Genomic DNA, 14,457 nt, shown 5'->3' on the forward strand with positions numbered 1-14,457 from the left:
AATGGAATGTTGCAAAGACAAAGGAGGATGGGAAATGGCAGATCAACAGCTGATTTCTCTGGTAGATCAGATGACGCTGGAGGAAAAAATCGCGCAGCTTCTACAACTGGCCGTCCCTTTTTTCGAAGGAACTCAGGAATCCGGACAGATTACAGGTCCTATGGAGTCGCTCGGCATAACGGATGCCATTGTAAGTAATGCAGGCTCCGTGTTGGGTTTAGCGGGTGCAGAGGAAGTTATCGCTGTTCAGGAAGCGCATATGCGCAAAAATAGGCTGGGAATCCCGCTGCTGATCATGGCCGATATCGTGCATGGGTTCAAGACCATTTTTCCGGTGCCGCTGGCAATGGGAAGTTCGTGGGATCCGAGTCTTGCCGAGCGGAGTGCGGAGATCGCTGCACGTGAGGCTGCGGTATCCGGTCTTCACGTGACCTTTGCGCCAATGGTGGACCTGGTTCGCGATCCCCGTTGGGGACGCGTGATGGAGTCGACCGGCGAAGATCCCTATTTGAACAGTGAATTTGCGCGAGCTTTTGTCAGGGGGTTTCAGGGTGACGACCTGAGCGGCGACCTGAACCGGCTTGCAGCTTGCGTGAAGCATTTCGCTGCCTACGGAGCAGGCGAAGGTGGCCGTGATTACAACACGGTGGACATGTCCGAGCGTCAGCTGCGGGAATATTACTTGCCTGGATACAAGGCGGCGCTGGATGAAGGCGTCGAGATGGTCATGACCGCCTTCAATACCGTGGATGGAATCCCGGCTACCGGCAATAAAAGGCTGATGCGCGATTTGCTGCGAAGCGAATGGGGCTTCGATGGTGTACTGATTTCCGACTGGGGAGCGGTCAAAGAGATGATTCCCCATGGCATTGCGAAGGATGAAGAAGAAGCGGCACTGAAGGCCATGGAAGCTGGCGTGGACATTGAGATGATGACTTCCAGTTATGTTCATCATTTACCGGCACTGGTCCGAGAGGGACGTGTGGATGAGTCTCTGATTGATGAGGCCGTGCTGCGCATTCTAACTTTGAAAAAGCGCCTCGGACTGTTTGAGCGTCCTACGAGGGGAGCTGATCCGCAGGCTGAGCGGGAAATCGTGTTCTGCGATGAGCATCGTCAGGCGGCACGGGAAGCAGCGGCTAAATCCTGCGTGCTCCTGAAGAATGAAGCTCTGCTGCCGCTGCAAGCGGAGCAGCGTGTTGCATTGATCGGCCCTTTTGCTGCAAGCGGCGATATTCTCGGCCCATGGTCGTGGACGGGCTCCAAGGAAGATGCAGTGACGATGGAGCAGGGCCTTCGCTCCAAGCTGCCATCTGGTCAGCTAACGGTAGCCGAGGGCTGCGGTGTGAGCACAATGACCGGACGGCAATTGGAAGAAGCCATGAAGGCTGCGATGGAAGCCGACGTTATCGTGCTTGCGCTGGGGGAGGATTCCGAGATGAGCGGAGAAGCGGGCAGCCGCGCCCTCATTACATTGCCACAGCCGCAGCTGCAGCTGATTCAGCACCTCAAAACGCTGCAGAAGCCGATGGTTGCCGTCTTGTTCAACGGCCGCCCGCTGGATCTGCACGGTGTGCTGGATGAGGCAGATGCAGTACTGGAAGCCTGGTTCCCGGGAACTGAAGGCGGAGCAGCTGTAGCTGCACTGCTTACAGGCGAAGTGAATCCTTCCGGCCGTCTCAGCATGTCGTTTCCATATTCCGTTGGACAAGTACCGGTATATTATAACCATTTCAACACCGGGCGTCCGAAGGATGCGCCAGACGCGCAGGAGCGCTATGTATCGCAATATTTGGACATTCCGAATGAGCCGCTGCTTCCGTTTGGCTTCGGTCTAAGCTATACCGATTTCAAATATGGGGACATGACGCTGTCAACGGATGAAATATCGCCGGATGAATCTCTGGAGGTCACGGTTTCGGTTACGAATACCGGAGACATGGCCGGCGAAGAGGTAGTACAGCTGTACATTCGTGATCGATCCGGCGAAGTTGTCAGACCGGTCAAGGAACTGAAGGCTTTCCGCAAGCTACAGCTGCAGCCAGGCGAACAACAGGATGTAACCTTTACGCTGACCGAACAACAGCTGCGCTATCATCATTCGGATCTATCCTTCACCAGCGATACGGGGGAATTCGATATTATGGTCGGAAAGAATAGCAGGGATACAGAGACACGGCGGTTTCGACTTCGGAAATAAACACATATTTTTGCAGACAGGAAGTGATACTTGTGACAGCCAGCAATGTAATGAACGATGACAAGATGGTTCTCAAGGCGGGAGAATTAACGTTTACCTTTTTGCCTAGCGGTGATCTGTTTCAGGCGACTTACGGCAGCACCATGATAAACCAGCTCCTCTCCAATTCGATTGATGGTGCCCTTAACAATCTGTTTCTGAGAATTCATACCGAGGCCGGCATCGAGGCGATTCCCCTGCTTGGGGTGCATTCGAACAGCGTGGTTACCTGCTTGGATAATCGGATGATGTGGGAAGGAAACGTTAAGGGAGTTGCCTATAAGGTACTATTCACCCCGACAGAATCAGGAGCCTGGTTCTGGGATATTGAGCTCCAAGGGGAAGGGATCCAAGTTGATGTTGTGTATGGACAGGACGTAGGGATCGCGCATCCGGGCGCCGTTCGAACCAATGAAGCGTATTTGTCCCAGTATATCGACCATGCCGTGTTTGAACAGGAAGTACTGGGTTATGTCGTGTGTTCCCGTCAAAACCAGCCGCAGGGAGGCGTGTTCCCCTATCTTCAGCAAGGCGCGCTGACAACAGCCGTTGGCTATGCCACGGATGGATTTCAGTTTTTTGGTCTTTCTTATAAGGAGACAAACCAAGCGGAGGCCTTGTCCAAGGAGAGCCTGGCTAATGAAGTGTATCAATATGAATTTGCTTACACTGCGCTGCAGTCACCATGCCTCAAGCTTGATGGCAAGGCGAGATTCGTATTTTATGGATTGTTTAAAGAGCATCATCCTGAGGCTGTCACCGAATTGGAGTTCCAGGATGAGCTTCAGTCAACTTGGCAGCAGGTTGAAGCTATCGGCATGACAGGAACGGGTCATAAACTAACGCGCACGGAACGATCGGAGTTCCTTGGGGAACCTCTGCGTACCGTGCCTTTGACTGCAGACGAGTTGAAGGCATTGTATCCTGTACGCCGCCAAGAGGAGCGTGACGGGGAAGAGCTGTTGTCCTTCTTCACGGATACCTACGAGCATATCGTCATGAAGGAGAAAGAGCTTCGAGTGGAGCGTCCGCACGGTCATATCCTGATGAGCGGTCAGAATGTGACGCTTGGCAGTCCTGTCCTAACGACAACCTCGTACATGTATGGGGTGTTCAATTCTCAGGTGGTTACGGGCAATACCAACTTCAACAAAATGATGAGCCACGCCAGAAGCGCGCTTAACGTGCTCAAAACGTCCGGTCAGCGTATCTATGTAGACATTGACGGGAAGTACCGTCTTCTTACCATGCCATCCGTGTTTGAGATCGGCTTTAACTATGTACGGTGGTATTATAAGACTGACAATGACATGCTGATCATTACCAACTTCACCTCGGCCGCATCGCCGGAGCTGACGCTTGAGGTTCGTTCTAAGAGCGGCAGGGCTTACCGTTATCTGGTCACTATGCAAATGACGATGGACGTCAATGAATATGAGGTTCCGTATCACCGTGTTCAGGAAGGCAACGTGATCACATTCCGTGCGGATTCGGCTTCGCTCAGCGCGTCCGTATACAAGGATCTCCATTACCGTCTTCAGGTAAATGGAGCTGATGTGCATGTTACAGACGAAACCGCTCTGGCAAGCAATGTTGTATCGGGAGATGCTTCCCTGACGGTGTTAAGGCTTAGTGAGAGCGCTGAATGGACTATGACCATACAAGGCAATCTCGATGCGGCGAATGCTCCGATTCAGGCTCGGCAGGCCGAAGAGGAGATCGCAAGCTACCGCTCGTTCTATGCTTCGGTCATGAACGGGTTCCACTTAAGTTTCAAGGATGGTCAGGATGACAGCTTGTTCAAGGTGAATGCGCTGGCCTGGTGGTACACGCACAACATGCTGGTTCACTATTCCGTACCGCACGGGCTGGAACAATACGGCGGTGCGGCGTGGGGGACACGCGATGTATGCCAGGGACCTGTCGAGTATTTCATGGCAACTCATCAATACGAGCAGGTTCGGGATATTCTGCTGGAGGTATACTCCCACCAATACGAAGATGACGGGAATTGGCCGCAGTGGTTCATGTTTGATCAGTATGCACATATACAGCAGGAAGAAAGCCATGGCGACATTATCGTTTGGCCGCTTAAGGTGCTTGGCGATTATTTGGCCGTTACTCATGATTACGACATTCTGGAGCTGGCCGTCCCTTATACTAGAAAACACAGCTTCGATTTTACAGAGCAATCGCATACCGTGCTTGAGCATGTGAAGAAACAATTGTCCTACATTCGGAATCATTTCCTTCATGACACCCATCTGTCTTCCTATGGAGACGGGGACTGGGATGATACGCTGCAGCCGGCCAACGCCCAATTGAAACAGTTCATGGTCAGCAGCTGGACGGTAGCCTTGACGTATCAGACCTTGAATCAGTTCTCCCATGTCATGGAGAACGTGGATACAGGAATGTCCGCTGAGATGGGGGAACTCGCTGAAGGAATCCAGCGGGATTTCAATACGTACATCTTGAATTCCGAAGTCATTCCTGGATTTGTATATATGGAGAGCAAAGAGCACAGCAAATTCCTGCTCCATCCAACGGATCAGGAGACAGGAATCCAGTATCGATTGCTGCCAATGACCCGCAGCATGATCAGTGAGCTGTTAACGCCGGAGCAGGCAGCCAGCCATTACGAGATTATCCGTGAACAATTGTTCTGCCCGGACGGGGTGAGGCTGATGAATCGTCCGGCTGTATATGCCGGCGGCGTCAGCACCCACTTTAAGCGGGCGGAGCAGGCAGCCAATTTTGGCCGGGAAGTGGGCCTTCAATATGTGCATGCGCACATTCGTTTTGTGGAGGCCATGGCGAAGCTTGGCAAGAGGAGCGAGGTATGGAGCGGGCTTGAGCGCATCAACCCGATCGGCATTACCGAGGTTGTGCCGAATGCGGAGCTGCGTCAGAGCAATGCGTATTTCAGCAGCTCCGACGGGAAGTTCAACACCCGCTATGATGCACAGGAATCTTTTGATGAGCTGCGCAGCGGACGCGTGCCCGTCAAGGGAGGATGGAGAATTTATTCCAGCGGTCCAGGGATTTATATGAACCAGCTGATCTCCAATGCGCTTGGCATTCGTGAAGCCGGGGGCGATCTCGTGATCGACCCGGTTCTGCCGACGTCACTCGATGGTCTTCAGTTCGAATTCCATTATGCAGGAATCCCGGTTACGTTCAGCTATCACATTGATAGCCGTGAGGAGACCCGTGTCACGATCAACGGACAGGATGTAGCCGCCGGTTCAATCCGGAACCGTTACCGCACAGGCGGCGTGCGCATTTCCAGCGCGGACTTCAAGCGATTAGCCACAGAGAGTCAGGATGGATGTGTTGTGGATATTTACAGTGGAGTTAATGAACAATAATGCTTGACCCCTATAACTTGTCAGCAGGAAACACATCGTTCTGATATAATGAATGGAATGGTTATCGAAGCGAGGGATGGCGATGAAGACCCGTCAAGAGACAGTGACCATCCGGTTCTCCGAGATGAAGGACGCCGTTTCACTCATGGAGCTTGATGAACTGGTATGGGATCGTAATACAGCCCCTGAGCCGCTGAAATGGACCTCAAGGGATCATTACCTTCTGCAATGCCCGCCCGGCACGCAGCTTGTGGCGCTGTATGAGGAGGAGTTATGCGGTTATGTTGGATTCCGTGCGCCAACAGGCCTTCACAGCAATCGTCATGTGCTGGAGTTGAATATAGCGGTTCATCCCTCCCATCAACGGCGGGGCATCGGGAAGCGCCTTATAGAAGCAGTGAAGGAGATGGCACGGGCGGAGGGCATAACGAAGCTGAGGCTGCGCGTGCTGTCCAGTAATCCCGGTGCACTTTCCTTCTATAAGAACTGTGGATTTAAGGAAGAGGGCCGACTGATTCAGGAGTTCTATGTGGACGGGCGTTACGTCGATGATATCTTAATGTGTTATTTCTTATAAACCGCGCATCGCTCAAAAGCACTGTCCATGTGCAAGAAGAGGATGAGTAGTAGGTTGGAACGGCCCGGCAGCTTGCCGGGCTGTTTTTTCTATTTCTGCAGCTTGATCGCTTCTGGACAAGAGCACAGGCGATTGCATATAGTAGATGAAAAAAGAAGAGGGCGGAGGTTACTTCCATGACTTTAGGAATTGTATCACTGAATGTGGGAACGCCTGTAACCGTTGAATACCAGGGAAAAGACCTGTCTACTGGAATCTACAAGCAGCCAGTGGACGGCCCTTTGTTTCTGAGCACGGTGAATTTCGCAGGGGACGGGCAGGCTGACCTCGTCAATCACGGCGGCGTAGATAAAGCGGTGTGCGCTTATCCCTACGAGCATTACGCCTATTGGGAGAACAGTCTGGGGAAACAGATGCCCTATGCCGCATTTGGAGAGAATCTGACACTGCGGGGAATGCTGGAGGATCGGGTCTGCATTGGCGATATGTACCGGGTAGGAGACGCAGTGGTGCAGATCAGCCAGCCCCGATACCCGTGCTTCAAGCTGTCTCAGAAGCTTGGTGTCAAGGACATGCCGGTACGTGTGCTGAACACAGGTTATAGCGGGTTTTACTTCCGAGTGCTGGAGGAAGGGGATGTCCGTGCCGATTCCTCCGTCACCCAGCTGGAGTCTCACGCTGCGGGCGCGACGGTGCTGGAGGTGCTTCGTATGATGAAGGATGGACGGGAGGATGAGCAGGGGTTGAACCGCATGCTTGAACTGGATGTGCTGTCCGTTAGTTTGAAGACGCAGTTCGGAAAATGGCTTGAAGCCCTGCAGAGCAGGACGGATTGATGTTTCTGGAGGGCGATTGGCAAAACCGGCTTGCGTCCTTTCCACAGGATACAAGCCGGTTTTTTTAAGATGATCTGTCTTATAATGACAATACGACGTTTTCTTGCGGCGTGATGAGAGGCCAAAGGCTGTCTTATGATCAAGCGCAGGTGCTGGTTATCTCATCCGCTTCCATTCGCTTTGAATCATGCCGTAAACCGCATGGTTAACATAGCCTTGAGGCAGCTTCTCCGCTTCGCGGATAACGCCTTCCAGCACAAATCCCAGCCGTTCCGGGATGGCCCGGCTGCGATGATTCGCGGTCGCACAGCGGATCTCCACCCGGTTCAGCCCCATGCGCATCAGCGCGTGATCCGTGAACGCCCGGCAAGCGCTTGTCATCAGGCCTTGGCCGGTAAAATGCTGATCCAGCCAATAGCCAATGCTGACGGAACGGTTGGTCCAATCAATCTCATGGAATGAGATGGTCCCAGCCAGCTCCTCGCGCACCCAGATGCCTGCCGAGAAGCCACCGTTGTCGGCCGCTTGCTTCATGGCCCCTTTAATATAATTGACGGAATCGTTTATCTCTGTGACGGCATCCACCCAGGGAAGCCACTTGCGGAGGCGGTCCCGTGACCGGTCTGTCATCTCGAACAGGGCCCGTGCATGCTCTATGGCCAGTGGCCGCAGCTCTACATGGTCGTCTAGTGCGTATCCAAACATATATGTATTCTCCTTTGTTCACCATCGTGAAGGGTATGCAGCCTTAACGAGTTCGCTTCACTTTTTGCTCTAATGCGTAAATATCTTCTTCAAGGGAAATCATACGCTGACTGACCACCGTTCTGCAGTCGCTGAGCGCTTGATTATATAAGTGCGGCCCCAGCGTTTCCATGAAAAAATCGAGAACGCTCTCCGCAGCCAGATGACCCAGGGTCTCGCCGCGCTCGGTTTCAAAATATTCTTGGACCCCTTCGATAAGCTGTTCTCGCTGTTCTTTGGGAAGTTTGCTAGGTTTCATAAGATTGACAGGCCTCCTATAATGGCTGTTTTCTCTTCATGCTACCCTATAAAAAAGCCCCCGTCAAAATGATTGTTGCAGGCATACCACCTTCTGCCGAATGAATTGTTCGCAGGTTGAATGCATCGATTGGATCGCCTGTCGATTTCACATCTGAAATGGGCGGCCTGTGGTGCTGAAACGCCGAATTCCTTGAACAATCCCCGCATTACAGGTATATTTAAGGGAAACACGTTTATACAGGAGATAGACAGAAATTCACAGAATGAAAGGTTGATCAACGTGGAGAACCATCGGGGAACCCCCTCCAATTTCATAAAGAATGTAATTACCGAAGACCTGAAGTCCGGTAAGGTCAAGGAGATCGTTACCCGCTTTCCGCCGGAACCGAACGGTTACTTGCATATCGGACATGCCAAGGCAATCTGGATCAATTTCACACTGGCCGACGAGTTCGGCGGACGGACGCACTTGCGGTTTGATGATACGAACCCGGTGAAGGAAGACATTGAATATGTCAATTCTATTAAGGAAGACGTCAAGTGGCTCGGCTTCGATTGGGAAGAGCTGCGGTATGCTTCTGATTATTTTGAAGAAATGTTCAATCGCGCGGTGCTGCTGATCAAAAAAGGGAAGGCTTACGTGGATGATCAATCCGCTGACCAAATCCGCGCAACCCGCGGAACCCTGACCGAGCCTGGTCAAAACAGTCCTTACCGGGATCGCGGCGTTGAAGAGAATCTGGATCTGTTCGAGCGGATGCGCAAAGGGGAATTCGCCAACGGCGAGCGCGTGCTGCGTGCGAAGATCGATATGGCTTCGCCTAATATTAATCTGCGGGATCCGGTCATTTACCGTATCTCTCATGCACATCATCATAATACGGGCGACAAATGGTGCATCTATCCGATGTATGCTTTTGCGCACCCGCTGGAAGATGCTATTGAAGGCGTCACGCATTCCCTGTGCTCCCTGGAGTTTGAAGATCAGCGCCCATTCTATGACTGGGTGGTAGCGGAATGCGAGATGGACAGCACGCCGCACCAGTACGAATTCGGACGTCTGAACGTAGCGCAGACGGTAACGAGCAAGCGCAGGCTGAAGCAGCTCGTAGACGAGAACGTTGTGGACGGCTGGGATGATCCGCGCATGCCGACGATCTCCGGACTTCGCCGTCTGGGCTATACTCCGGAGGCTATTCGCAGCTTCGTATTTGAGACGGGAATTTCGAAGGCATACGGTACAGTGGATCGTCAGGTGATGGAGCACTTTATCCGGGAAGACCTGAAGCTGAAGGCGCCGCGTACGATGGCTGTGCTGGACCCGCTGAAGGTGGTTATCACGAACTATCCTGAAGGTGAGACGGAGTGGCTGGACGCCGAGAACAATACGGAGAATCCGGAAATGGGGATCCGTCAGATTCCATTCTCCCGCGAGATTTATATTGAGCAAGAGGACTTTATGGAAGATCCTCCGAGCAAATATTTCCGCTTGTTCCCTGGCAATGAGGTTCGTTTAAAACATGCTTATTTCATCAAATGCCATGAGGTCATCAAGGATGAGAGCGGCAAGGTTGTTGAGATTCACTGCACCTATGATCCGGAGACGAAGAGCGGCAGCGGCTTTACCGGACGGAAGGTGAAAGGGACGATCCACTGGGTGGAGGCCACCCAGGCTGTACCAGCCGAATTCCGTCTCTTCGAACCGCTGTTCAAGGGCGAAGAGGAGGAAGCGGAAGGGGTGCAAGAAATTGCGGGCGAAGAGCAGGAAGTCGCAGCGGAAAAGTCCTTCCTGGACGACATCAATCCGAATTCACTGCAAATTGTGCAGGGCTTCGTGGAACCCAATATGAAGGATGCGGCACCACAGGACAAGTTCCAGTTCTTCCGCCACGGATATTTCAATGTGGACTCGAAGTATTCACAGCCGGGGCGTCCGGTATTTAACCGCGTAGTCTCCCTGAAGAGCTCGTTCCAGCTTCCGAAGAAGTGAGAAGGCTCGTAGATTGAACAAAAGGATCATGGACAGATGCTGCTGATGTCTTTCATGCTCCCCATAACATAAACAAGACTCGAAGGCTCCCGTAGGGGAGTCATTCGAGTCTTGTTATATTTACGGTAGGTAGTCTGGCATACATTCAAGTCGACTAATTCGCAGTGTATCCCTCAGCCTCATCATCCGGGTGCAGCGGCTGGTAACCATGCTTGCGCAGGTTGTACCACATCCAGCCAAAACCGATGGCACCCACAATGGCAAGCATCATGCCGGTTCGGTACATGATCTGTGCCCCGAAGTTCTGGAACATCCAGCCGCCGGCCAAACCGCCGATGACGCCGGAGATGCCGCTCCAGCTTAAGGTGTAGATCGCTTGTCCGGATGCCCGGTAAGGCGTCGGAACAAACAGCATCGTGAGCTGTACGCCGACATAGAAATATCCGCCAAAGGTTACGCAGTGCAGAAGCTGGATGAAGGCTACCTCGAGCGGGCCATTGGCTTCCGCCATAAGCAGCCAGCGGAGCGCGAAGAGCAGGCTGACAATGGTCAGACAGCCGACCAGCACATTGATCTTCCGCTTCAGGAAGCGATCAAACAGAATGAAGATCGCCACTTCAAATATCGATGAGAGGAAGATTGCAAGACCGACCATCTGTTTGGTGCCGCCAAGCTCCAGAATGTATAAGGACATAAAGGTATTATTGGCCGTGTTCGGGATGGATACCATGATGCCTAACAGAATGAACCAGACAAAATGGGGATTCAGGAACAGTCGGGTAAGTCCTCTTAGGTTGACGGTTGCCGATGCTGTTGTTTTCTGAATGGAGGGCAGTGTGAACATGAACAAAGCCGCCACGAGCAGCATGATCGAGAACACAATGGAGATGCGTCCGGATCCGAGCTGATCGATTACCGGTCCTGCGACAATTGCTGTCAAGGCCCATCCCAGGGAGCCCCATAGGCGAAAAGAGCCGAATTTCTGCTGCGTTCCATCAATATAGGTTAGAATCAGTGAATTCGTCTGCGAGAACATCGGAGTCTGGAAAAAATAAAAGAAAATCATCGTCATGTATATCATTGCGTAGGTATTCGCTTGAAATACAAACTGAACCAGCAGCAGTGTACCGGTCATCATGATCAGAAGCACGCGTTTGATGTTTGCCGCCCGATCACTCCAGAATCCCCAGAAAGGATTTGCAAAGATGGACACAAATGGCGCGATGGCCATCAGGCTGCCGATCTCAATTTTGCTCATGCCGATATCTTGCAAATACAGCTGAAAGAAACCAGTGAAGATGACCATGGTTCCGTAAATGAAGAAGTTGAACAGCTTGAGCGATGTCAGCGAAGGTTGAGCATTGTCCATATTCTGCAAGTAGGTCATTCCTTTCAAACCGAATACAATCAAAAATAACGGCGTCCAAAAAAGCCGCTTTCCTTTCAATGTATCACGCATTGAAAAGGGATACAAACCATCTTTTAAATAATTTTCCATTTATCTGGTTATTATCCCATAGACTGAATGATGTTTTTACAACCTGTTAAGAAAGTGTGGTGAAACGAATGAGTGGTCAAACCGTCGTTGTCAATCTGCCATCCGATTCGGTGACGGGCATCGTGCTGGCAGGAGGAGCCTCCCGGAGGATGGGGAGGAACAAAGCCCTTCTGCCTATGGGAGAAGCGAGTATGATCGAGCGGGCGGTACAGGCTATAGGCAAAGTGAGCAGCCGGGTGATCATATCGACCAACGATCCGAAATCCTATCATTTTTTGGGAGTGGAATGCGTTCTGGATATCCTCGCGGGGAAGGGACCCATGGCGGGTCTTCATGCAGCACTTGGGGCGTCGAATACTCCATGGAATGTGGTTGCAGCATGCGACATGCCGTTTATTCACGAGCAGTTTCTTCAGGGACTGCTGAATCTGGCGATTACGCAGGACACGGTAGAGGCCGTAATCCCGGTTGTTCAAGGGAGAATGCACCCGCTGCTGGCGGTATATCGCAGGGAAGTTATGACGAGTCTCGAACGAAAGCTTCAGGCGGAACAGTACCGCATGGTCGAATGGGTGGAGGAGCTAAAGGCTGCATACGTGAACGAAGAGCAATTAGAGCACATGACAGGTCTTGATCCGCGAAAGGTCTTATTCAATATGAATACGCCAGATGATTATGAGGCAGCAAGAGGGTTTTCCTCATCCTAAAAAACACCCCCGCCCGTTGGATGCTGGCGGGGGTTTGCTTATTCACTTCTATTATTGAGCCTAAAATACAATCTGTCTTCCGCTCGCTTACAGCTCGCAGAGGGCTAGCCGCCGATCTGCGACATGCGCCGCACAGTGGGGGTGTGGCTCTGCGCTTTCTTCTCAAGTGCCAGTGCCATTTCATGATTGAGCGGCTTTGCACCCAGCGCTTTCCGGAACAGGTTCGCAACCGCCTGGTGATCATCGATGACGCGGCGCACGTTAAACTCGTCGGACCAGTACAGACAAGCCTTGATATGGCCGTCCGCAGTCAGCCTGAGCCGGTTGCAGGAGTCGCAGAAATGGTCGCTGACCGGATGGATCAAGCCAAACGTCCCTGTAGCTCCGACAACCTTCATGTTGCGGGAGGGCCCGTTGCCGGATGGACCCTGCTCTTCCTGGATGCTCCATCCGGCCTCCTGACACACTTCGGATACTCGGCTTAGTGGCAGGTACGAATCGCGCCAGGCATCGGATGCTTGACCAATCGGCATATATTCAATAAAGCGGACATGTAAGGGACGATCGAGTGTCATGGCGATGAAATCGCGGATCTCATCTTCGTTAAAGCCCTTCATCAGCACCATGTTCAGCTTGATGGGATCCAGGCCGGCTTCATAGGCTGCTTCGATGCCTTCCAGCACTTTAGACACATGGCCGCCGCGCGTAATGCGTGCATAACGCTCCTCGTGAAGCGAATCCAGACTGATGTTGATTCGCGTGAGTCCTGCTTCCTTAAGAAGCCGGGCTTTCGATGGCAGCATGATCCCGTTGGTTGTGAGGGATATATCTTGAATTCCTTCTATGGAAGCAATCATACGGACTAAGTTCTCCAGATCCTTGCGCACGAGCGGCTCACCGCCGGTAAGACGTACTTTGGATATGCCCATGGGGGCAAGAACGCGGAGGATCGCGGCGATCTCTTCGTAACTCATAATCTGATCGTGAGGTTGGAATTCCATTCCTTCTTCCGGCATACAATAGACACAACGCAGATTGCATCGGTCCGTCACCGAGATACGAATATAATCATGGACCCGACCGAAAGAGTCTTTAAGCGGTTCAATCATGGAAATCCCCCTTTCGTAGCATACATGGTCACATTGTAGCTATTCCCTGAATCGGAGTCAATGCGACATTTAGGTCCCTCCCGGCGGACAAGCTGCAGGCAGACGGTCATAATTTTGTGACAAGTATCACAGAAAACGCTTTCGAAATCATGTATATTGAACCTGTGGACAAAAGCTTTCTCCCCTTGAAAGCGAGTAGTGACATTCTAGATTTCCGAAAGTTTCCTTATTTTTCCGAAATTTTCGGAAATCATTTCAAGCTGCTTTCATTAGACGTTCATCTAAGATATACTGTCAAGGATATCACATCCAACAAGAGAGGTTACAAAGTAGGAGGTTCGATATGGGGATATCACCTGTTCAAACTTTGGAGGTACCTGACGTCTGTCACAGGTGGCTTGAAAACCGGGGAACGGTTTATGAGCTGCTGATTGATTTTTTGGGCAACTGGCCCAGCTTGTCTATGATTGCAGAATGGAGCCGCGGAAGCGGAATTAGCAAGGCTGCGGAGTGTTCGAAGGCAGGTTCAGACCTGATGAAATATTTGTGCGGACGCTCGCCTGAGGAATTGGTTCGGATTTGCGAGTATGAAGGGGCGGAATACCGCCGACTGCTTGAGCAGACCAAACAGCGTCAGGCCGCTGAGTCCCATTATACCCAGGATGGATGCGCTCAGGATTTGGCCGAGTGTTATGCATCCGCTGGTGTAGCATTCAATAAACTGCATGGAGAAGCGGACGATCATATAGCCCTCGAACTGGAATTTATGACACTGCTTCATGACCGTATGCTGAACAATACGTATTGTGAACACAGCATGCTGCAATTAATGCAGGTTCAGGAGAAGTTTCTGGAAGAGCATCTGTTGTCATGGGTGCCCTCTCTCTGCAAGGATCTGAAAGGTTCTACGGAGAGTCCGCTGTATCAGGCATTATTCAGCCTGCTCGAGGAGTTCCTCGCACAGGATCTGAACATGCTGAAGACGTGGAAGCAATCCAGGGAAGCTGTACTGGTGCATTAGAGCAGCAGATAAGAAAACCATAGCAAGTTATCATGCGAATCGTAGTCATCTACAAAAACAAAGCCCCGGTCTCCTAAATAGGAGGCCGGGGCTTTTGTGTTATA

Annotated in this window: 11 protein-coding genes; 7 read left to right on the forward strand and 4 right to left on the reverse strand. The window is 51.8% G+C overall.

Going from position 1 to position 14,457, the window contains the following annotated elements; genetic code table 11:
- Window positions 1-34 precede the first annotated feature (34 nt).
- From bglX to WDY75_RS01765, 4 genes are all read left to right on the forward strand, one after another.
- Window positions 35-2,200, forward strand: a complete 2,166-nt coding sequence (gene bglX / locus WDY75_RS01750) for a beta-glucosidase BglX (protein ID WP_063478023.1) — start codon at window positions 35-37, stop codon at window positions 2,198-2,200.
- 32 nt (window positions 2,201-2,232) lie between these two features.
- On the forward strand, window positions 2,233-5,610 hold the full coding sequence (locus WDY75_RS01755) for a GH36-type glycosyl hydrolase domain-containing protein (RefSeq protein WP_063478022.1): 3,378 nt from the start codon (window positions 2,233-2,235) through the stop codon (window positions 5,608-5,610).
- 82 nt (window positions 5,611-5,692) lie between these two features.
- Window positions 5,693-6,187 (forward strand): GNAT family N-acetyltransferase, encoded by a 495-nt coding sequence (locus WDY75_RS01760; RefSeq protein ID WP_006213133.1) that lies wholly within the window; start codon window positions 5,693-5,695, stop codon window positions 6,185-6,187.
- 176 nt (window positions 6,188-6,363) lie between these two features.
- Complete coding sequence (locus WDY75_RS01765; RefSeq protein WP_063478021.1) at window positions 6,364-7,023, forward strand: MOSC domain-containing protein; 660 nt, start codon at window positions 6,364-6,366, stop codon at window positions 7,021-7,023.
- Between the two features lie 156 nt (window positions 7,024-7,179).
- Here the strand turns inward: WDY75_RS01765 and WDY75_RS01770 are convergent, their stop codons facing one another.
- Entirely contained in the window at window positions 7,180-7,728 is a 549-nt protein-coding gene (locus tag WDY75_RS01770; protein WP_006213131.1) for a GNAT family N-acetyltransferase, read from the reverse strand.
- Window positions 7,729-7,771: 43 nt separating this feature from the next.
- Window positions 7,772-8,026, reverse strand: coding sequence for a DUF2164 domain-containing protein (locus WDY75_RS01775; protein WP_006213129.1), 255 nt, complete (start codon window positions 8,024-8,026; stop codon window positions 7,772-7,774).
- 273 nt (window positions 8,027-8,299) lie between these two features.
- On the opposite strand from WDY75_RS01775, the gene WDY75_RS01780 reads away from it, so the two are divergent.
- Window positions 8,300-10,018, forward strand: a complete 1,719-nt coding sequence (locus tag WDY75_RS01780; RefSeq protein ID WP_063479713.1) for a glutamine--tRNA ligase/YqeY domain fusion protein — start codon at window positions 8,300-8,302, stop codon at window positions 10,016-10,018.
- A 154-nt stretch (window positions 10,019-10,172) separates the two neighbouring features.
- Here the strand turns inward: WDY75_RS01780 and WDY75_RS01785 are convergent, their stop codons facing one another.
- Window positions 10,173-11,396 carry an MFS transporter gene (locus WDY75_RS01785; RefSeq protein WP_063479712.1) on the reverse strand — a complete coding sequence of 408 codons (1,224 nt, stop codon included), beginning with the start codon at window positions 11,394-11,396 and terminating at the stop codon, window positions 10,173-10,175.
- 188 nt (window positions 11,397-11,584) lie between these two features.
- Between WDY75_RS01785 and WDY75_RS01790 the strand changes: the two genes are divergently transcribed.
- Window positions 11,585-12,223: a molybdenum cofactor guanylyltransferase gene (locus tag WDY75_RS01790; protein ID WP_063478020.1), complete on the forward strand. Its 639-nt coding sequence runs from the start codon at window positions 11,585-11,587 to the stop codon at window positions 12,221-12,223.
- A 104-nt stretch (window positions 12,224-12,327) separates the two neighbouring features.
- Here WDY75_RS01790 and moaA read toward each other — a convergent pair whose 3' ends face one another.
- Entirely contained in the window at window positions 12,328-13,332 is a 1,005-nt protein-coding gene (gene moaA, locus WDY75_RS01795) for a GTP 3',8-cyclase MoaA (RefSeq protein ID WP_063478019.1), read from the reverse strand.
- Between the two features lie 343 nt (window positions 13,333-13,675).
- Between moaA and WDY75_RS01800 the strand changes: the two genes are divergently transcribed.
- Window positions 13,676-14,353, forward strand: a complete 678-nt coding sequence (locus tag WDY75_RS01800; protein WP_006213123.1) for a molecular chaperone — start codon at window positions 13,676-13,678, stop codon at window positions 14,351-14,353.
- Window positions 14,354-14,457 lie beyond the last annotated feature (104 nt).

Origin of the sequence: Paenibacillus glucanolyticus, from assembly GCF_037333485.1 — a bacterium.
GTDB lineage: Bacteria > Bacillota > Bacilli > Paenibacillales > Paenibacillaceae > Paenibacillus_AQ > Paenibacillus_AQ glucanolyticus.

Coding starts and splice junctions, on each gene's coding strand:
- bglX (WP_063478023.1), top strand. CDS start 35: ATGGCAGATCAACAGCTGATTTCTCTGGTAGATCAGATGACGCTGGAG.
- WDY75_RS01760 (WP_006213133.1), top strand. CDS start 5,693: ATGAAGACCCGTCAAGAGACAGTGACCATCCGGTTCTCCGAGATGAAG.
- WDY75_RS01765 (WP_063478021.1), top strand. CDS start 6,364: ATGACTTTAGGAATTGTATCACTGAATGTGGGAACGCCTGTAACCGTT.
- WDY75_RS01770 (WP_006213131.1), bottom strand. CDS start 7,728: ATGTTTGGATACGCACTAGACGACCATGTAGAGCTGCGGCCACTGGCC.
- WDY75_RS01775 (WP_006213129.1), bottom strand. CDS start 8,026: ATGAAACCTAGCAAACTTCCCAAAGAACAGCGAGAACAGCTTATCGAA.
- WDY75_RS01790 (WP_063478020.1), top strand. CDS start 11,585: ATGAGTGGTCAAACCGTCGTTGTCAATCTGCCATCCGATTCGGTGACG.
- moaA (WP_063478019.1), bottom strand. CDS start 13,332: ATGATTGAACCGCTTAAAGACTCTTTCGGTCGGGTCCATGATTATATT.
- WDY75_RS01800 (WP_006213123.1), top strand. CDS start 13,676: ATGGGGATATCACCTGTTCAAACTTTGGAGGTACCTGACGTCTGTCAC.